This window comes from Paenibacillus sp. ALJ109b (genome assembly GCF_010747435.1).
GTDB classification, from domain to species: Bacteria; Bacillota; Bacilli; order Paenibacillales; family Paenibacillaceae; genus Paenibacillus; species Paenibacillus taichungensis.
This window is the reverse complement of record NZ_JAAIFP010000008.1, coordinates 475059-495477: the sequence shown is the minus strand read 5'-3', so window position 1 is coordinate 495477 and position 20419 is coordinate 475059. Positions and strand designations below refer to the sequence as shown.

Here is a 20419-nt window from a genome sequence, read left to right as displayed (position 1 = left end):
GCGCCCTCAACGCGTTATAGCATTAAGTGATGTCAGACCTTCATGCATCAGCTGCATTTTACTGCTCAGATTTGTTATCTTTCTCATTTCCCCGCTTAAAATTCCCAGTAATCTTTGCCATGACTAACTGTATTTCCTTATGATCTTTACCTTCAATTGAATTTAAAAATTTATTACTTGCCTTCGTGTAACTTAGATCTGTAAACTTATGAATCTACCGGATTAGCATGATCATCCCCAGGTTTCATCAAGATGTTGTGCATAGTATTGGATCGGTCTGCTAAAATACTGAAGTTTTTCATCTGAAGTTGTTTCTAGCAAATTAGATAAAAGAAGTTCCGTCGACTCTTTGTATTTTCCCGTATTATAAAGAGAGATCGCCAGAAACACTTGAAGGCCTCTATGATCAGGGAACTCTTTTACACCTCGACGTAATGTTTCCTCTGCTTCCTGATAAAATCCTAAATATCGATATGTGCTTCCTAGACCAAGCAAGGCTCTTTCAAGATCCGGTCCAGATAGTCCTTGTTCAATAGCTCGAACATAAAATGGAATGGCATCTTTTCCTAGTCCCGAATTGTCATGAGCAACAGCCGTCTGAAAGTTGATCTCCGCATCGTCCGGGTAAGTGAAAAGCAAATCTAAAAAAACTGTACGCGCTTCAGCAAGTATCGCTTGATCCTGCTTAGCTCGGCCTTCTTCGCGAAGTTGTATGGCCTTATCCAAAAGTTCTCTTTTCATTTTTACATTTACCTCTCTTTTTGAAATCTTGGAAATAATGTTATCTGACGTAAACCTCTACTGTGAATTAGCTATAATCTTCTTTGTTAAGTTAAACTCATGACGGCATTCATAGTAATAACTTTTGAGTTTATATCCCCCAGCTTTAAATACAGGCTTATGTTGATACCACACTATAATTAGCGTTCCTTCAAAAAGGATTCTACTAAGGATATAAACTATTCTGTTAAAGAGAACGTTTCTATTTTGAGCAAATTGTTGAAGTGTTTCGGATTGAAACTGAACATGTTTCTCCTCATCACTTAAAATCTGATTACATAAATCTATTAATACTTCTGACTTTGTAGATTTTTGCAAGGCTTTATAGTACAACTTAGCAATGATCTCAGCAGTTAATAGAACAATGACTGATTGTTCTAGACTCGCATATCGACGTAATCTTCTAAATACATTGTCCACCCAATGTCTACGAAGGATTGGGATTCCCTGTACCTTCATAAATCTGCCTAGATCTCTAGCGTGCCTCTGTTCTTCTTTAATGAATTCTATAAGTGCTTCATAGTAATCCTGATCTTGTGTCTGATGTACATATTCTTGCGCACGTTTAATTAGATATTTACCTTCAGAGTTTTCTCCTAATTGAAACTGTTGAATTGACTTAATGATTATTTCTCTTTCATTAGTTGTTAATTTATAGTTGTCATCCCAATGAATATATTTGAGGTTTTGATTATTTCTTCGATAATATTGCACCCATTTCGAGAAAGTGATATTCATTATTTGCTCCTAAAATGTAATAGGTTTATGTCAGATAACCGTTTTGTATTGACGACGTCCTGGCCCCTTAGAGTCGCTGCTTATAGTTGTGAGGCTTGCCGAACACCTAATGCAGTGGGTCCCGACGGGCTTAGGGGCTGAATCTGGTCATTCGCTTCTCAGAGTGACCCGGATCGTCAATATTTTGTTAGTCGAAGGAAGTTCTGGATGCAGCCATTGCATTTAAGGCGTTCTCAAAATAGCTATATACTTCATCTGCAATTCCCAGAAACTCTCCAACAAGTACATTACTATCCAAGTAACAAGCATACAGATACTCAACTAAAGCGGAGTCAATCTCGCAATAGTTTAATATGGCATTCTTCATCTCAATAATGTCATCTTGCCATACACCTGTATCTACTAAAACCAAAGAGTATAATGCACGAATTAATCTCTTAGAATACCCTTTAATATATCTAGTTTTCATCGTGTGATCACTAGCAGTAGAAAGTGAACGACGTACACGATCTACTTCCTCCTTGGTCTCTGTATTTAAGTCTAGAATGAACTCTGGAGAAATCATGATCGGGGGTACTTTTTCACCAATGTCATCACCATATAGGCAAACACAAATGATCTTAACCCAAAAACCCCATTCATTCGGTTTACTTAATACATCGTCAATCGAGCAAATTATCGTATCAATCTTAGTTACTATTGGATATTCTTTCAAAAGCCTGTCTTTAATATTTGACAATCTTTCGTAATCAATATCTTCAGGATTTGCACATACAATAGTAAAGTCTGCATCTGACTTAAAAGGTGTAGCCGTTCCTTTTGGAACCGAGCCACACATATAAATGCTATGAATCTTACCTTCAAATTCAGTAAGTATATTATTTATATACTTATCAACAAAATCCTTATATTCACTTTGTATTACAATTCTATTTATAACTTTTTCTAATATCATATAGACTCCTCCTAAACTAAAAACTTCTTTCGACTAACGTTGTGTATTCATGACGCTTGGCGAATGCCAAGTGTGTCCGGCAGCCTCTGCTTACCTGAAATACTACTGCAGGACCGAGGGCGTATGCTCGATGCGTGAATATATTGTTATCTGATTTCAGGGTAATCTATGAATAACTTTCAATAATGTTTCAACTATGATCTTCAATCAGTATTAACTTCTTATCTTTCATTTGAAATATTGATTTCCCTTGAAGTTTTAATGTTTCTCCTGCCTTCATTCCATTAGGGAGATCACTGGACAATATTCCCTCATAATCAATGTCAACCTCTGCTTTATCTCCTGCGAAAATAATGTTCTTTATTACTTGACGCCTTTGAGAAAATACCTTAATTGACTGCTCTGCTAATGTGCGAAATTCCTGAATCCCCTTTGTTTCCGAATTCACTTCACCTTTAGAAATGTTTCGAAAATGAATATTTTCATTCAAAACTCCTATCATTCCATCAATGTTAAACGTGTTATATGCGCTCAGGTATTTTTCAATAAGATCTTTTAAATTTGAGTTCTCCAAGTCGAATCACACTCCTAGATTTTGATATTACATATTTGTCCTGATTTTAGATAACGTTGCTGTATTCACGAATCCGAGAGGCTCAAAGGAACGTAGCGACTGGGTCCGTCAGGACCTAGCCTCTCAGAGGTTGTCGCCTGAGTCCGCTTCCGTTCTACTGAATTTCGCTAAAACCTCATCAATGTTATCCCATTCATAAATTAATTCATTTAGAACTTTTCCTCCGATTATTATTTGAATTGATTTACATAATTTAGCTCCATAATGTTCATAGAAATATCGTGTATTATTATCTTCTAGAACTTCAACAAATATCTTTTGATAGCCTAAGAATTTAAATTGTAGAAATAGTTGTTTAAGTAATTCTTTCCCTAAACCTCTTCCGTGATATTCCTTAAGTATGTATATAGATGTTAAATCACTAGAATTGGCTATTATATTTGTTTCTCTCTTCCAAGAATCTGCAAATCCAATAATTTCTCCTTCTGGGTTTTCTGCTATAACTACAAAATTATCTTCTCTTTCAATATTTTCAATCCATAATTCAGTTCTTTTTTTATATGATAGATTATATAAGAATTCATCTGGAATAATACCTTTGTAAGTTGTTCTCCAACTATCCACATGAACTTTTGCAATGCCTTCTGCATCATTAATCGTTGCTTTTCTTATTTGCATAATAACCACCTCATAAGATTAGTTAAAACGAATATTTCAAGCACTTAGCCATAACTGTATATAATGAGTAGCATTATACAGTTCCTATCTTGTAATTTATTTACGGTGATTTCTCATAACTTTCTTGTATTCACGAAACGCCCCGGCCTTAGATAGCTCTTATCTTAGGCTGGGGCGTTTGTCGACTGATATTTCTTCCATAATTATACACATTTCAATCAAGGGGCGATAGCCCTACAGCTTGAATAGTGTGTTAAACGCAGTTGCTGACTTCATCGAATTATCAAATGTTTGCTTTCAGTTTGTTTTATATGATGCAGCATATGGTTTATATTCTATAAAATTGTCTATTAGTTTGAATAGATTCTCCCAATTATCCATCGAAATACTCCAATCATCAGGAATCCCATTGAAATAGATAACATTCATCCCGTGATGCATTTATGACCCATATGGCCTTCTTTATCCATAACCATTCGCAACACGCTTTGCTTTCCTCGAGACACAAAAAAAGACAAGGCGATCTAAATGGTATCGATCATAAAAAAGTACTGGATAAGGAGAGAACCATATTAGGAATAAGTAAATGGCATACAGGAAAACATAAATCCGGGAACTTCATTAACTAACGGATCTAGGAGGTTGGCAAATGGCAAAGTTTTTCGTTTTAACAATATTATTATTGGTGGCAGGCTGTTCGTCCCATAACAATATGATGCAAAAACAAGTGACTCCTGAGCAAAAACAAATTTCAATTCATGATCATGCTGCTGCACCAAACTCTGTCCTCACACAGGCATCATCAACAGCTACATCTTGGCAAGAGAGACCTATTACAACAAAAAACGCACAAAATGGAATTCCATTGGATTTGTTGGATCTGGTTCGAACACCGGATGGAAATCCAGTAAACCAGGCACCTGCAGGAAATCCTGAAAATAAGGAGCCAACAGGACAAGTACAGGAAGGTAAAAAAAATACTACGGATAAAACCGATTTTGAGCAGCAGGTTCTGGATCTAGTCAATCAAGAAAGGGCCAAAACAGGATTAAGTTCCTTGAGTAGGAATGAAGAATTGTCAAATGTGGCTATGGTCAAGGCACAGGACATGTACAACAACAGTTACTTTGATCATAATTCGCCAACACATGGATCCCCCTTCGATATGATGAATGAATTCGGGATCACATATAATACCGCTGGAGAAAACATCGCAAAAGGGCAAACCACCCCTACTCAGGTTATGAAGGAGTGGATGAATAGCCCTGGCCACAAAGCAAATATACTGAATAATAGTTATACTCATATCGGTATTGCTTTTTATAACAACACATGGGTTCAGGAATTTACTGGGTAGCGCCTTTCATCTCCCAACAATAAAGTATCAAAAACCCGCAATTTATGTCGGGTTTTTGATACTTACAGATCCTGCATACGCCACCAGTTGTTTTGTTTCCTCGAACCGGATTGAATTGTAAATTTTATCCATCTTTATCTTATTTGCATTAATTTCACCCACCGTTTTTATGTGATAGATTGTCAAACCAAGTGCGACAGTTCCTCTGTGAAAGATTCGTGAGCGGTTTTCCAGCCCAGACATTTCCGAGGGCGACGTAGATACTGTGTTATCCAATGGACTTGCCTTCTTGATTCTGCTTTCATCGTCTTTACTTTTGTTTTCATTCGTTTATGTATTCTAGGACTTTTGACAAGTATTCTGCGATTGGTTTCGATGAATCTACCACTATATAATTCTCTTCATCTGGTTTTTTACTGTTTATTAAAGCTCTATAAAAACCTTCTTCTGATGATGGTGCTTCGATTTGACTCAAAAGTCTTTCTCGATTTTTTAATCGATTTCGAATTAATTCAATGTCTTCGACATAACATTCCACATACTTATATTTCTTTTTGTGTTTTCTCGCTAATTCAAGCCCAGTTTCTAATAAATTGCTGTACAAACAAGGACTATCCATGATCACGCTATGTCCATTCGATAAATAATAATCCACCAACGACCAATCTACATCATAGGACAGTTGTCCTATTACTTTACCTTCCATCGTGTATCCTTGTGATGATAGCGATTTTAAGATTGCTGTTTTAGAAATGTCATGATCAACAATGACAGCCCCAGTTGTTTGGCTAATCTGTCTTGCTAATGTCGACTTTCCTGAACCAGGGAATCCTGACATCTGTAAAAAAAACATAAACCGGAGAGGAGATCATGAATCTCTTGCAGCAGCTCCATCAGGAAGGAAAAACCGTCATTATCGTAACGCATGATTTGGAAGTCGCCAAAAGATGCAACCGCATCATCGAAATTGCAGATGGAAAAATAAACAAAGATCAGCTTCAATGATAAAATAGCACTGAGTGGGACAATTAAAGACCCTCTCATCCCTTCTAGGGATACGAAATATTCCGTGACTCAGTTTTAAATCAGGTTTCATTACCACCACTTTTATAACATTTTGTGCGCGCTAATGAAAATTTATATTGTTGATCATCTCCTGTAATATTCACGGATTTTTTGTGGGTAACATTGAATATCCAGCCCAAAAGTGGACATTAAGGCGTATACCCAACGATCAATACCAAATGCTACACAACCAGAATGCAGGTATTTTTTATCTATTGTGGAGGTTATCTCAAATTCCCTACATAGCGTATCTTTGACATTATTAAATGAGGCAATGGAAAAGGAAATATCTGAATTGGGAATCTCCACAACTAATTCGTATTTCATATCTGCAAGCATCTGATGTTGTGCTCGTGAGGAATCCTGAGGGAAATAAAACGGGTCGTGCGCCGTTTCAATCCTACCGCAAAAACCTAATTCATTGAACAGATCCCAGATCTCCTCTAAAATATCATTACGTATTTGGCAAACAAATTCTGGTTGTCCAAAATAAATAATTTCTCTCATTGAAAATTCGTTCATTCGATGTTGGCCAACTCTCCACGCTGCTTCGTGTCTAAAACAGCTTCCTTCAGCCGTAAAAACGATCGAATCCTTTATCTCTTGATTCTTTAGCTCCTGGTAACAATGAAAACATACAGCAGGGGAAAGCATAAATTCATTCAACCTAACGAAATTTTCAATATCATTTTCAATTTTTACTTGTTTGAGTACGTAATAGTCATGAGGCAGTTCAGCTACAAAATATGCATTTTGAGGGAAGTAATTTACATATTTACATACATCCATTACCTCACGCGGGATAAGAGAGGAATATTTTCTGTTTTTTGCGTTGTAGTTTTGGCTGATGTTTTGAAAAATCAAATCAAATATGGAATACAGTTCTACTGCAAGTTCTTTTTTCATTGTTCCATTCAAATCGAAATAATTCGCTATTTCAGTTTGATCAATGGTAGGATAGGTTTGCTTTTGTTGCTTTTGTTGATTTTGCGTTTTAATCAAGCGAGATCCCATTGCTCTTATTTCTTTTTCTTCAAGGATCATTGTTTGAATAATACCAAGCAAATATTCCGTATTGGATTCGTTTTCACTTTCAACAATGATCTCTCTATTGATTTCGTCGTATGTACATGCACATATTCCCTCCATACTATAGGCCAATTTTAATGTGAGTGCGTGTGCTTGTTTTTCATTTAGCACCCCTGTAACCGGAACCCGTATAGACATAACTAAGTACCTCCTTCGGATTGGAACTATATAAAGCATTGAAGAGCGTAACATAATGAATCAAAATAAAATCAGGCAGGACTCTCAGAACAATCTAGGGAAGTCCCGCTCCTGATTCAATAAATGACTATGTTTCATTGATTTGTTTACGACGCTCATAAATCGCCGGCATAATCGTATACAACATTAGAATCGCTATCACGCCAGATAAACCAACAAAAATGGTAATCCCTATTGGTGATAAAACATGTGCTAAATAAACCCCTATTGCACCAATCAAACTAGCACCTTTAGTGGCAATTTTGTTAAGTGCCAAATAAGAACCTCGCAAATGATCAGGTGCAAGATCTCCTAAAAGGGATTCATAAATGGGCACAAAAAGCACTTCACCCAGAACCGCTATTACCATTATTCCGAATAAAATCCACGCTTGATTGCTGTATGATAAAATGACATAACCAAAAATATACATTGAAAACCCTATAAACATCGTTCTTTTTTCAGGCCACGTTTTAATGAATTGCGTGAAAATAATCGACAGAACAATGACCAGTATCGTGTTCTCTGTTCTCAAATAACCGTAAACCTGTATTCCATCTAACGTCCAATGTAAAGGTGACAGTACAAAATCCTGAATGTTACTTTCTAAGCGAATGGCTATAAAATTTGCCAAATGGCTTTCAATCGAAAATAACAACATACTAGCCAGGATGAAAAGGATAAACAGAGAATCTTTCATTACAGTCCGATAATTGAGAAATAGATCCTTAAATACATTTCTCTTTTTGATTTGCTCCTCTTGGGGCAAGTTTGTTTCCACAATAAATTTGTAAGTAATGATGAACGAGCAGATGGAAGAAAATAATAACAACATGAATAATAAGAATAAATGGTTATTGAATAATAGCGCTCCAAGCGTGCCCCCCAAAGCTATGGACAGGTTGGTTGCCCAATATAATATACTGTACATTAATTTTCTCTGTCCTGAATTAGTCACATCAAGGAGCATGGCTTCTGAGGCGGGACCGTATAATCCGGAACATATGCTGTTCATTACAAAAAAAACGATAGTTATATAAGGAAAAGCGTTACCGGGTAAGTTTGATAACAATAACATGAGATACGTGATTACACGTAAGCCCTCTGATAAAATCATCAATTTCTTACGCCCTATTCGATCCGAGAAATATCCTCCCAACATTCCTGCAGCCATGTTACACAAAATGGCTATGGAGAGAATTATACTTGTTGCACTAATTCCGATAAATCTGGCGAAATAGATAGACATAAAAGGAAAGATCATGTTGGAGGTAAGGGTACTAAAAAAAATAATAATGACCCTTAGTCTTACATTTCGATGCAATTGAAAAAATTCACTCATGAGTATGTCCTATGATGACGGGTTCAGTGCGATATTCCCACACAGTGTTTTCCTGGAACCATAAATACAACATATGCAGTCGATCTTCTATCTCTGTCTGACTATCTCCATATATTAATAATGAAGCAATGGCATCTACGCTTGATTCGGCACCATTAAATGACTTTCCGATGTTTTCTTCTTTTATGGTGCACTTTAGTACCCATTCAAAGGGCAGATTAGAATTAACAGATAACAACTTCCCATTTTGAGGAGGTACCAACATCCAACCCGTTAGTCTATTCGAGGTCTGGTTTAATTTAATGGTTTGACCGCATTGGGATCTTATAGATTCTTGCAATATGTCAATTCCGGTCGCATACTTTACACCGTCATTAATTTCCCCTCCACCCACACGACAGGCGACTTCACATAATAATATTTGACCATTAGCAGTATGAAAAAACTCTGCATGAAATGCAATAGGATGGTCGGGTACGGGGAGTGCATTTAATACGGTTAGCAATGTTTGCTGAAGTCTTTCATAGAGCAAGTCTGCTTTATCCAACATCACGGAACCCAAATAGTTATTATCCTGAAAAGCCAGGCATCCATTGATATAGCGGGAAGGGCTATACAATAAAATTTTATTTTTCTCGTATAATCCATCGATATGATACATGTCTCCATCAACAAAACATTCAGCCTCTAGATTCTTATCAAGCCCGTTAGTTAGAAGACGTTCAAAATCGGTTTCATCACGGACAATTTTTACACCTACAGAAGCAGCGCTATCCACCGGCTTGATCACGATAGGAAGACCATGTTTCTTTTTGAACTCTATTAAATCAAATACATGATTTATTCTTACGAACGCAGGTACATTAGCTACTTCGGAAACCTTTTCTTTCATAACAACTTTATCCCTGAAGGCAAGTGCACTTTCGGCAGTTTGCCCTTTAATATTTAGATATTCTCTAAGCTGTCCAGCTTTCAATAAATCAAATTCGTGAGCAGCAATGATCCAATCAATTTTCTTTGTTTGATGAAGCTGGACAATTTCGGAATAGACTCTTTCATCAGTATCGACATTCTCATAACCAATTTTCTCATCGAAGAAATCACCAAAATGCTCAATATGTTTATGCTTCGAAAAGATTATGAATTCACTATTAATACCACTAAGCCACTCTTCGTAATTGACTGTATTCGGAGAAAACCTATTTATGATAACCGTTCGCACAAGCTCCACTCCATTTCACTAATAATTGCAATCCAATATGAATTCTAATACGCCACTTATATTGGAATGACTGCCTGCTCACTAATTGTATTTATTACTTTTCTTCATATCCAAATGTTTTGGACAAGTAATAGAATTGGCTGTTTACCAAGATGTAAAAAGAGAACAAGTAAACACCTTGCTTTAATTCCGAGCTTGGCTTCAACTTAATAAATATGGATGAACTTTCACCTGGCTGAATTACCAATTTGTCCCGATCAATCTCCACATCAATAAGTTCGCTATCAATGCTAATCCCTGCAATGTTTATTTCGAGAGGCACATTTTGCTGATTACTTATCTCATACAATTTTGCCTCTAAACCCTCTCTCCCAAAACGGAGATATGGGTTCCCTTTGATCGACAATGCAGCCTCAGGAAAATCAGAAATGCATCCACACTGAAAACATTTGTAACTTATTCGTTTCACTGACTTCCCTGGTCCTGTCATAATCGAAGATTCAAATCTAGCACTTGCATAACCACAATCATAACAAGTAGAAGTAAAGGCAAGCGCAGTGATATTTGTACGCTTTTCACTTATCTTTTCAAAAAATATATCTCTTTTGCTGCTTGTATAGGAAACCATCTGACTATATATTTCTTGACTCACATTCGAATATTTCCGTTCCAACTTGTGCATAATCTTTTCCAACTTGTTTCTCGACTGTAAACAATAACGATATCGACGATATAAATAAGGGACTGATTTCCAATAGTTATGAATATCCTCTATTTTCCCTTTTAAATTGCTGCCTATGGAAACACATTCCTTAAAAAAATCCAGACTATCTTGATAGATTTCAATTCGTTTCATGGCTTCTTCCACTTGATTTCGTACGGTTATTACCACATGAATCTCATCACATTCAAACGGTTGGTTTGAGAACAAAAGTAACTTCACTCTGGAAACATCACTTTTAATAAAAGCGAAGTAAAGTTTCTTCTGATGTAAAGGTATTTGTCTATGATCAGAGTCCATAAGGGATATTTTCGCAATATCCAGCCCATGCCAACTCGATTCTTCCACCTGAATATCAACCTCAGCATATGTTTCTTGAGCTATATCAGACAGGGTAACTTCGACCTTTGATGCATCAGTCATGGAGACACGAGTCTTCTTGACTTTAAGCCCCCCATACATCAAGCTTGGATCTCCAATTTGATAGTAATAGTTGTTTTCAATACCGCTATACCTAAGGAATTCATTGATATACTGTGTTTTGAACCCTTCGGTATACCCGTATTTCGATATATTATGGGCCAGAATATTCTCAGAAACATCACCGATTTTAATGCTTGGTGTTGTAATGACGCTTAGTGCATGCCCTTCAATAAGGTTTCTAACTATCGTATGACGGTAAGGAATAAAGCTCTGTGCTCCGTCACCAAGGTTGCAACCATTCAAAAACAGAAATTTGGCATACAAGTCCTTGATGGAAAGCCGTTTGCGATTCTCAATACAGCATTGGTTTGTGTGTAACAGGCAACGTGGAGCAAATTTATTGCATTCTTCAGTGTTGTTATCGTTATCGGGTTCACCTGCCTGCACACTACAAAACAAATAATCATTCATTACGATCGCACATTCGCGACAATGTGACATATAGTTAAACTCGATCAGCCTGCTTTGTCGGAACATTAAGTCTGATGTGCTTTCCAGGGAACAATGATCTCGAGGTAGGTAATGGGTTTCCATCTGACCCGCGTTGGCCTGTATGGCCTCATCCTCTCGGAGTTTAATCCGATTGGCCAGCACAGAATTCAACCGAATGCTGCTATTTAACTTGTCCTCCAGCACGATACGCTTCAACAAATACAAACTTAAAGTAGTGTAATCGGTAAAAGGAAGAAATCCCATGGGCTTTGCAAAATGAGCTAGTTTAAGATTACTTTCTCCATCTAGGAGTGAATAAGGCATAATAAAAAACCAAGAGTCATAGTGGTCTCTGACACTTAGCCCTTTATTTTGGGTGAACTCATCCAAGCTATTCAGGCTTACCACTTTCTTGTTAAAATAAATAGCATATAATAACGCAAAAAGGGATTCTTCCACCCCCCACGTTGAACTCTCTACCCACAGACAAACTTCGCGGCAGGTAGAGGGCAGAGCAGCATTATGCTGTGCAATCAATTCTTCAATGGAGTCTGTACAATGGATCTCAGAAGCAACGGGTACGTATGGGCTATCCGAGAATAGATGTGCACAATCTTCCTTTTCCAGAAAAGCAAAGATGCTTTCTTGATTTTCTTCGAAAACAGGCACCATCTTTAGTGAACCCACTGTTCCAATCCGATCTTTAACAAAAAAGCGCAGCTGATTTTTAGATGGCAATGAACGAAGCATGACTGAAGGACTATGCATGTTGAATGATTTCTCCATTGTCCCATTTCATTGACGTTTGAAACCAATCCACTGCTGCCAATAATCGTTCTTCTATATCTTGTTCACTATTGGCAATTAATACAAAGGAAGCCAGACAATCATTGCAATTACGACCATAGTTAAAGTGTTGGTTAGAGGATGCAAGTAGCTCAAAATCGACTATCTCATCCGGGTACTCCGTTTCTGGGGGGGCCAAAAATGTGCCTTTCCCTGGATGGACAAGCACATTACCACTGATCGTCCGCGGCTCTCTCTCAACGGATTCCCAGGATATCGGGATACCACATTGCATTTGAACCCATGTTTTCATTAAATCAATATTAAAGGCAGTTTTTAATGTTATACCGATCTTGGAACCACCCACACGACTGGCTATCTCGCACAATATTAATTCATCATCCTCTGTGTGGAAAATCTCCGCGTGGAATGCAATAACCTCCGGACATGGCATATAGGATAAAATCTGGTTTACCATTTCATTCAACCGCGTTACAAGTGGATTATCAGCTTCTAGAATATAACTTCCCGATGGTTTCGCATCCATATAAGCGAGACAAGAATTAATGTATACAGAAGGCCAGCAAAATAAAAGCTCGCCCTTCATCGCAACACCATCAATGTGATAAATTCGTCCCGATACAAATTTCTCTGCGATCCATTCTCCCTTGAAGCCTTCTTCTAATCTGTGCTCCAGTTCTGATTCTGTATGAATGATCGCTACTTCTTTGGAGCCTGTCCCGTCTACTTTCTTCACTACGATTGGATAGGAATGAGCCGCAACAAACTTCAACAAGTCTATACTCGAAGTTACCTTGCAATAAGGCGACAGTTGGATGTCTGTATGTTTCAGTTTGTCTTTCATCATCACTTTATTGCGAAATGCTAAAGCACTCTCCATCGTTTGGCCTGGAATGCCTAAATAGTCACGTAATTCCGCTGCTCGAATCAGATCTGATTCAGAAATAGCAATGATGGCTGTAAACTTGTATATTTTATGTAAAGCAATAGCTCGCTTCTCTACATTACCATTGACCGAGAAATGATCGAACCATTCCATGTGTTCATAGTTATTTACAACGTGATTATAACTTAACTGGTATTCGGAAGAAGACAACATCACTAGTTTTTGTTTTGTTGAGCTTAACCAGCTTTCATAGGGTGTGATGGCATGATCTCTTCGATTGATTATTAAAATAGCCACAATGAGAAACTCCTCTCTATACTTTGGCAGCGGATAACTCATAAAAGGTTATGGTATCCGCATTGCTACAATAAATCGCCCATTTTGAAGGTGTGCTCTTTATATCTCCAACATTAATAAGGTATTTTTCATACTTGTCCAAAGGTATCGGAATCCCCAACTGAATTGGAATTTCTTCATAAAGCATCTCTCCATTGAGATCATTGACACCAAATAATCTTTGATCATGATTATGACCATAAAAAAAAAGCCGATAAGTTAACATTGCATTTTCAATTAACGGATGGAACACCTCAGGGTCCCTCTCTACCCATGACAGCTGATGACCATGGATAAAGAGCAGATCCCCTTTGGTAATTTCTCTTGGATAACCTAAAAAGATAGCGATATTTTCAGGTATTTGCGTTGAAGGCATGAGCTTCATCAGTTTTTCTTCCTGATTACCGATAACGCCTGGAAACGTATTAAGTGTATGGATAAATGAATGCGTTGAATGCATAACATAGTCGGATAATGGCATCGGTTCTATCGCAGTTTCATCCGCTGAATATACGGGTTTTTTCTCCACTTCAAAAACATCACCCATACATATGATTTCCGCTTCAGTTTGATCTGTACGTATTTTGGTTACCACTTGTTCCGCTTGAGCAAACCGACTATGAATATCGCCAATTAAAGCAATCTTCATTTCGCACTAACGTCCTGTTCTACTTTGGAAAAATGCTGTTGAATGTAGGCAAGAATATGCTCGTTATCTTCTAAGCGGCCCGAAAGAATATGATCTCCATCATGCAGAGCCGGGACAAAAGGCACACCCGTAAGCTCAATTAGTTCTGTTCTTTCAGATCTTTCTTTCGTAACATTGATATTGATATAAGAAACACCCAGGTCGGTTAACAGTTCCCTCACAGGCTTACAATAGGGACATTTTTCTCTTTGGTATAACTTAAACATAGACTGATTCCTCCGCTAATGAATTTTGAATGGCTTTCAGACTACTTCCTCGATCAAAGGTATAGCCCATTTCGCTTAAACTCATTTCAATAGCACCGTAAATACCCATTATGTCGATTACATCAACTGCACCCACATGACCAATTCGAATACCGGTATCTTTTAATTCACCTTGTCCGCCTGTTACGGTAAGCCCAAATTGGTTACTGAGGATTTGAAGTAACCTTTTTGCTGATATACCACCAGGTGCTTTAGCAACGGTAACCGTATTACTTCTTACCTTCGGATCCTGAATGAACAATTCAAAACCTAATGCTTCAAGTGCAGCTCCTGCCGCCTTAGCAATCCCTTGATGTCTGCGTACACAAGCATCGTAACCTTCATTATTTAATAATTGTAAAGATACCTGCAGAGCTTGAAGCAAGGATACACCTGGGCTTGAAGGAGCCATTGGATAAAATTTGCGATAACGTGCAAAAGAAAAATAATAACTGCGTGGTTTCACCCGATCTATGGCATTCCATGCTTTTGCGGACACACTAACAAAAGCGAGACCTGGTGGCATCATAAATCCTTTATGTGACGCTGCCAATACGATATCCAGCCCCCACTCATCCATCTCTAGCGCATGAGATAACAAACCACTGATTGCATCCACAATAACGAGCGTATCTTTATCCTTAAAATACTGCCCAATACTTTGGATATCGTTCTTAACTCCTGTAGAAGTCTCGCTATAGACGACTAAGATGGCTTTCGCATCCTGGTGCAGTTCGTACGTTGCCTCAATGGATTCCATTGAGGCAGATGTTCCCCATGGAGTGCTGATCTCAACCACCTCGACACCCTGAATGCGGCAAATATCTACAAATCGCTCACCGAAATACCCATTGGACACTACGATTGCCTTGTCACCTATATTTAAGCTATTAGAAATTGCCGCCTCCATTGCCCCGGTCCCTGATGAAAGTAAGATGTAAACATCGTTTTGTGTCCGAAACCATTTGGGAAGCTCCTGATTAATTTCCTCAATCAATGTCTGCATTTGTGGTGAACGATGATGAATGACTTCCTTTGCACCAGCCATTAAAATTTCATTGGGAACCTGCGTCGGTCCCGGAGTTGCCATACGAAGTTTCATAGTTATATTTTCCTCTCTATAAATCAATAAAAAGGGTACGGGTTGCTTCCTGCAAATCAAAATCAAATAACACAACACGATGGGTGGGAGACATTGCTAATTTATAATTGCTCACAGGAAGCGAAAGGCTTGTTCCTAAAATGGAACTCTTAATGTGAGAACTTCCGTTCATATCACCAGTCGTACGAAAATGTTGGTATTCATATTTTTTTTCATGGGGGGCTATTTCATTTAACATCTGTAACAGATCTTGAACCGCACCGGGTTCATAACGCATGACGGTTAAGCCGATCGTACTTCCCACTGCACATACATGTACGATCCCACTGCCTTTTTCCATCTCTCCCAGGCAGCATTCAATTTGCTCTGTAATATCATAAGAATGATCAGAGCCTTTCGAAGATATTTTTATTTCTTTTAACATCGCGCGCTCCTACGTTCGTAAATTTAGCTAACTAATGATTTCTTTTCAGTCACCATGTTGACAATGGAGCCGATTGATAAAAAGTTGTCAAGAACCAGATCCTTGTCTTCAAACATTATGCTAAAATCATCCTCCAATTTAACAATAATGGCTACGGATGCAAAGGAGTCAATCGGCAAAATTTCTTGCTCCGCAGGTGTTTTTTCGAGTTTTGTCACTGTCATGACAATATCGATTACTTTTTGCTTCAACTCATTATCCATAATTCCACCTACTTTTCATGTCATTTTTTCTTTAAATTGTTCCAGTCTTGAAGTTCCTTCTAATTCATCCGCATTCGAAAGGGAGAAGAAGCGCTCGACAAATGATTTCTTCCATTTCACGGCGCTGCCATAATCCAGCTCTCCGTACTTTTCCAGGAATGTTTCATCTCTAATATTTAAAATCGGTTGGAGTTCGTCTGAATAATGTTCATCATACAAGTAATCCAAATAGTAAAAAGAGTAGAACAACGCTTCGGTTGCAAGCAAGTCCTTCGCTCGTTTTGCGAGTAAATTCCAATCCAATCGACCGCTCTCCAACAGGTTCAGCGTACATTCTCGCAAATCACAAAATTTGATCAGATTTAAATCGGCATGCAGTAATACCCATTGAACGTTGGTTGCTTCTTTATATAAATGGATGGCGATATGAATCAAAAAATCCATTTCTTCAAGTAAAAAAGCAGGTGTACCTTCTAAATTAGTTTGTACTGCGTTCTCTAGTAATTCTTTTGATGCTTGATAATTTTTCTTTAGATCAACATCGTAAGAAAAATCGATATCGATATGCCTTACGATCGGATCCTTAGAAAGTTTTACATGCGGATAAATGTTGCCAATATGCATTTTCCAAAGCATTTCCTCTTGTCTCGATACTTGGTTTATCGTGTTACTGGACCAATCATAATCACCAATCACATACCCAAGTGATTTAAGCACCTGAGAAACTTTGTTTCGATCCGATAAATCAATCAAGAAGTCCAAATCATTACAAATTCGAAGCCCCATATCTTTATATACTTTTGGAAGAAGCACAAAGCCTTTGAGAGGGATCGCTTTAATCGATTGTTGATCAAATGCCTGTAAGACTTGCAAGCCTTCGGCAAACATCAGTTCATTACGATGTTTATTACTGATATAGTAGGAATTGAATAATCGCTTATACATGTTTTTAATTTTTCCTGTTTGATCCAATCGAAGTAAGTGACCACCGATCAGCTGCAGCACCTTATGACGGTTCGCCAAAGAAACCAATTTATCGATATCAAATCCCTTATCAATAATTCCTTTAGCTTCTTCTTCGTTTTCTACTGTCATCTCAATACGTGAGCAGAGCAGTAGAAGCCTTTCATGATTTTGAAGCTGTATATTTTCGTTCATTTTATCCTCCTGAATGAAGTGGTAATGAAATACTCTCATGCTCCGGCAGTACCCCTGAACCGATGATTCGGAGTGCTTGCACTTGCTCTAACATTTCTGTAATTTTGCTAACAGATAATTGAAGCTTGTCACGATTAACTTTTATATAATGATTCCAGCAACTGTCGCTGTTCTCTGGTATCGTTTCAATATTTTCTCCTATTCTATCTTGATGATCGGATAACGATTCAATGAAGCAATCGGGAGAAGATGAGACGGTTGGATAAAAAATATACGCCACCGGGCATTGTACTCCTGGTTCAGATGATGGCATTAATTCTCTGAATAATTGAGGATCAACGGCTACCTTATGTTTAGGTGACCAAATATCCTTAATTTCTTCCGCATTAATGTTCATATTTACTTTCTTGATCACTTCCGGGTATTTGGTAAGTGTTCCTATGCCGATATGAGGGTAGTCTGGCCAACCACTGGCCATCAGAACACCATTTTCTTCAAATAGAAACGTTTTGTCTCCGCTCATTAATTGATAGCCGAACCGATGTACCAACTCCATGATTGTCGTTGTTTTCCCAGAGCCTTTAGGCCCTGTAATCAAGTAGGCTAAACCATTACGGAAAGCACATGAAGCATGAAGAATTACGGTTCCTTCGTTTTCTTCATTCTTAATCACGACATCTCTAATCAGCTCAATTAAAATCAAATTAAATGCTTCAGACGTTATGTCGCCACTTGTAATGTCAATGGATTTATTAGAAGCATCAAACGTTAAGAGCGTATTTGTATGCTTGCAGAATAAATGTTCTTTTTCTCCAATTTGCTGACGTACAGCCGGAATCGTAAAAAATGCAGATGCACTTTTTCGAATATATACAGATTCCCAACCCTGATTATCAGCATAATTTGCAAGATCTGCTTCTCCCTTTTGTATACGAATGGTCGCTATACATGAAGAAGTATCATCCAGTGGTTCATGGATAACAAAATGTGTGCTGAAGAAGTCAATTACCCTGTCTATTTGAACTCCATCTTCAACCAACATAACAACATTTGAATTCAGAAAATGAAGTGTAATCGTTTTGATTTCAAACACCTCTATTCGATATTTAGAAATTACTTAGTAATGTGATTATGGTCCCTATAGGCTCTTCGCATTCCGGCCAAAGATTTCTTTATAGGATTCGCATCCTCCCATTCAATTAAGGAAGTAATGAGTTCTTGGGTTACAGGGTGAAGACTTTCTCTATATGCTTCATCCTTCATCCAAGGACGTGACGTATATCCGCCCTTCGTTTCGTCCTTAGCTTGCAAGCTAAAATGGACAGTTCGTCTTTCACTACCCGCTTTAGTAGATCCACGGTGAAGAATTAAAGCGTTAAATAGTACAAGATCACCAGGTTCACAATACAGTGTGACTTCATTAGGGAGGGGGTCCGATTCTCTGTTTAAAATTGCTTGCAGTTCTTGTTCATTCAATGCTCTGATATGCGTACCAGGAACTGCTTTAAAAGCTTCATCTTCATATAAAGAAAGATTAGCTAACAGAAACGTAGTTTGTCCCTGTTGATCAAAATCATAGGGATCTTGCTGATCACGGTGCCAAACAAGATTGTAATCCACTTTTTGAGGAGCCCAGAAAGAATGCATTGTCCAAAATCGAAGTTGATCACCAATGATTTGAGATATAGGAGACATAATTTTCGGATTAGCTAACAACTCGTCAAAAGAAGGATGGCGAAGTTCCGGAGATAAGATGTCTGCAACGCCCCATGTATCATAGTCCTCATCCTTTTGGGTATACCTGGTCTTGAACTGTAAAGGATCACTGTTAACTTTTTGATAAACCAACTCTATAGCCGATCTCAACCTTTCTAAATCCTCGGCTGATATTACATTCTTTAATAAAATGAATCCATCCTTATGATAGGATTGCAGCTGATCAATGGTTAACAAGGCAAACAGCTCCTTTATCGTTATTTACTTATAACCGGCACTTCCACCTTTTTATATCTTTGTTCTGTATAATAGTCTTCGGCATCAAGCATTTCCTGAAGTCCTTGCAATTTAAAAACATCTTGAACCGATGCGATTTTATCTTCGATCTGTAAGGTGTTCCCTGCTAATTTGATTTGCTGGAATGTTTGTCTGATCGCGTGGATGGAAGTTCTGAGTCCATGATTTGCATAAATAACCATTTTTACTCCAAACTCTTGCAGTTCTGAGGCACTAATCTGAGGATAGGTTGTGGGTACCAGGATGATGGGTAATCTATTGGAATAGAGACTTAAAAAATGTAAAATTTCAGACGGATCATTTTTCTTAGAATGAATTAATATAGCGTCTGCTCCTGATTCTTCATAAGCCTCCGCTCTTGCTACAGCTTCATCCATTCCAGCACCCGCAATGAGTGCTTCAATTCGGGCAATTACCATAAAATCAGGGTTGCGCTGTGTATCCTTAGCAGCTCGTATTTTCCCTGAAAACTCTTCAATGGTAGCGAGCTTTTGTTCTCCGCCAGCAAAACTATTTAACTTAGGAAACAATTTATCTTCCATGCAGACAGCAGCAATACCATTACGTTCGTATTCACGTACCAAATGCATCACATTATTTACATTTCCATAACCCGAATCACAATCTGCGATCACCGGAATGTTGGTTACAGCATCCATTGAAGCAGCGGCTTGTAAATATTGCGTCATCGTGAGGATATTCGCATCTGGCACAGCATTTACTGCCGAAATTTCCAGACCACTTGCCCATATTCCGTCAAAACCCGCTTCCTCTACCAGCTTTGCACTTAATCCATCATGCGCTCCAACGATTTGGATAATTCGATCACCAGCAAACAAACTTCTGAGTTTTTGTGCTTTCAC

The 20419-nt window shown here is 38.0% G+C and carries 21 protein-coding genes and 1 pseudogene; 2 read left to right on the top strand and 20 right to left on the bottom strand.

The genetic code is table 11. The features are described from left to right. Positions 1 to 231: 231 nt before the first annotated feature. From G3352_RS11980 to G3352_RS11960, 5 genes are all read right to left on the bottom strand, one after another. Positions 232 to 741 (bottom strand): tetratricopeptide repeat protein, encoded by a 510-nt coding sequence (locus tag G3352_RS11980; protein ID WP_163756695.1) that lies wholly within the window; start codon positions 739 to 741, stop codon positions 232 to 234. 57 nt (positions 742 to 798) lie between these two features. Next, positions 799 to 1518: a ferritin-like domain-containing protein gene (locus tag G3352_RS11975; protein ID WP_163756693.1), complete on the bottom strand. Its 720-nt coding sequence runs from the start codon at positions 1516 to 1518 to the stop codon at positions 799 to 801. Between the two features lie 187 nt (positions 1519 to 1705). Further along, positions 1706 to 2473 (bottom strand): nucleotidyltransferase domain-containing protein, encoded by a 768-nt coding sequence (locus G3352_RS11970; RefSeq protein ID WP_163756691.1) that lies wholly within the window; start codon positions 2471 to 2473, stop codon positions 1706 to 1708. 190 nt (positions 2474 to 2663) lie between these two features. Then, entirely contained in the window at positions 2664 to 3047 is a 384-nt protein-coding gene (locus G3352_RS11965; protein ID WP_163756688.1) for a nuclear transport factor 2 family protein, read from the bottom strand. Between the two features lie 123 nt (positions 3048 to 3170). After that, entirely contained in the window at positions 3171 to 3725 is a 555-nt protein-coding gene (locus tag G3352_RS11960) for a GNAT family N-acetyltransferase (RefSeq protein ID WP_163756686.1), read from the bottom strand. A 649-nt stretch (positions 3726 to 4374) separates the two neighbouring features. On the opposite strand from G3352_RS11960, the gene G3352_RS11955 reads away from it, so the two are divergent. Continuing rightward, positions 4375 to 5082, top strand: a complete 708-nt coding sequence (locus tag G3352_RS11955; RefSeq protein WP_163756684.1) for a CAP domain-containing protein — start codon at positions 4375 to 4377, stop codon at positions 5080 to 5082. Between the two features lie 322 nt (positions 5083 to 5404). Here G3352_RS11955 and G3352_RS11950 read toward each other — a convergent pair whose 3' ends face one another. Then, positions 5405 to 5935, bottom strand: a complete 531-nt coding sequence (locus G3352_RS11950) for a P-loop nucleotide/nucleoside kinase family protein (RefSeq protein ID WP_163756682.1) — start codon at positions 5933 to 5935, stop codon at positions 5405 to 5407. A 2-nt stretch (positions 5936 to 5937) separates the two neighbouring features. Between G3352_RS11950 and G3352_RS11945 the strand changes: the two are divergent. Then, positions 5938 to 6087 (top strand): annotated as a pseudogene (locus G3352_RS11945) (ABC transporter ATP-binding protein); the annotation flags it as partial. Positions 6088 to 6231: 144 nt separating this feature from the next. Here the strand turns inward: G3352_RS11945 and G3352_RS11940 are convergent. From G3352_RS11940 to aepX, 14 genes are all read right to left on the bottom strand, one after another. Then, positions 6232 to 7374, bottom strand: a complete 1143-nt coding sequence (locus tag G3352_RS11940) for an aminoacyl--tRNA ligase-related protein (protein WP_163756680.1) — start codon at positions 7372 to 7374, stop codon at positions 6232 to 6234. A 127-nt stretch (positions 7375 to 7501) separates the two neighbouring features. After that, positions 7502 to 8755 carry an MFS transporter gene (locus G3352_RS11935; RefSeq protein ID WP_163756678.1) on the bottom strand — a complete coding sequence of 418 codons (1254 nt, stop codon included), beginning with the start codon at positions 8753 to 8755 and terminating at the stop codon, positions 7502 to 7504. Continuing rightward, positions 8748 to 9977: an ATP-grasp domain-containing protein gene (locus G3352_RS11930; protein ID WP_163756676.1), complete on the bottom strand. Its 1230-nt coding sequence runs from the start codon at positions 9975 to 9977 to the stop codon at positions 8748 to 8750. The genes G3352_RS11935 and G3352_RS11930 overlap by 8 nt, the downstream gene beginning before the upstream one ends. A 94-nt stretch (positions 9978 to 10071) precedes the next feature. After that, positions 10072 to 12363, bottom strand: coding sequence for a hypothetical protein (locus tag G3352_RS11925; RefSeq protein ID WP_163756674.1), 2292 nt, complete (start codon positions 12361 to 12363; stop codon positions 10072 to 10074). Between the two features lie 10 nt (positions 12364 to 12373). After that, positions 12374 to 13603 carry an ATP-grasp domain-containing protein gene (locus G3352_RS11920; protein ID WP_163756672.1) on the bottom strand — a complete coding sequence of 410 codons (1230 nt, stop codon included), beginning with the start codon at positions 13601 to 13603 and terminating at the stop codon, positions 12374 to 12376. Positions 13604 to 13619: 16 nt separating this feature from the next. Continuing rightward, positions 13620 to 14291 (bottom strand): metallophosphoesterase family protein, encoded by a 672-nt coding sequence (locus tag G3352_RS11915; RefSeq protein ID WP_163756670.1) that lies wholly within the window; start codon positions 14289 to 14291, stop codon positions 13620 to 13622. After that, positions 14288 to 14557, bottom strand: a complete 270-nt coding sequence (locus G3352_RS11910) for a glutaredoxin family protein (protein ID WP_163756668.1) — start codon at positions 14555 to 14557, stop codon at positions 14288 to 14290. Before G3352_RS11910 ends, G3352_RS11915 begins: the two co-directional genes overlap by 4 nt. Beyond that, the gene (locus G3352_RS11905; protein WP_240343032.1) at positions 14550 to 15698 is read right to left on the bottom strand and encodes a pyridoxal-phosphate-dependent aminotransferase family protein; all 1149 of its coding nucleotides are present in this window, start codon (positions 15696 to 15698) and stop codon (positions 14550 to 14552) included. Before G3352_RS11905 ends, G3352_RS11910 begins: the two co-directional genes overlap by 8 nt. A 16-nt stretch (positions 15699 to 15714) precedes the next feature. Continuing rightward, the gene (locus G3352_RS11900) at positions 15715 to 16122 is read right to left on the bottom strand and encodes a YjbQ family protein (RefSeq protein WP_163756666.1); all 408 of its coding nucleotides are present in this window, start codon (positions 16120 to 16122) and stop codon (positions 15715 to 15717) included. Between the two features lie 23 nt (positions 16123 to 16145). After that, positions 16146 to 16385, bottom strand: a complete 240-nt coding sequence (locus G3352_RS11895; protein WP_163756664.1) for a hypothetical protein — start codon at positions 16383 to 16385, stop codon at positions 16146 to 16148. 15 nt (positions 16386 to 16400) lie between these two features. After that, complete coding sequence (locus tag G3352_RS11890; protein WP_163756662.1) at positions 16401 to 17543, bottom strand: nucleotidyltransferase domain-containing protein; 1143 nt, start codon at positions 17541 to 17543, stop codon at positions 16401 to 16403. 1 nt (position 17544) lies between these two features. After that, the gene (locus G3352_RS11885) at positions 17545 to 18585 is read right to left on the bottom strand and encodes a phosphoenolpyruvate carboxykinase (ATP) (RefSeq protein ID WP_163756660.1); all 1041 of its coding nucleotides are present in this window, start codon (positions 18583 to 18585) and stop codon (positions 17545 to 17547) included. Positions 18586 to 18656: 71 nt separating this feature from the next. After that, positions 18657 to 19496 (bottom strand): phytanoyl-CoA dioxygenase family protein, encoded by an 840-nt coding sequence (locus G3352_RS11880; RefSeq protein WP_163756658.1) that lies wholly within the window; start codon positions 19494 to 19496, stop codon positions 18657 to 18659. 20 nt (positions 19497 to 19516) lie between these two features. Further along, positions 19517 to 20419 (bottom strand): phosphoenolpyruvate mutase, encoded by a 903-nt coding sequence (aepX, locus tag G3352_RS11875; RefSeq protein WP_090808280.1) that lies wholly within the window; start codon positions 20417 to 20419, stop codon positions 19517 to 19519.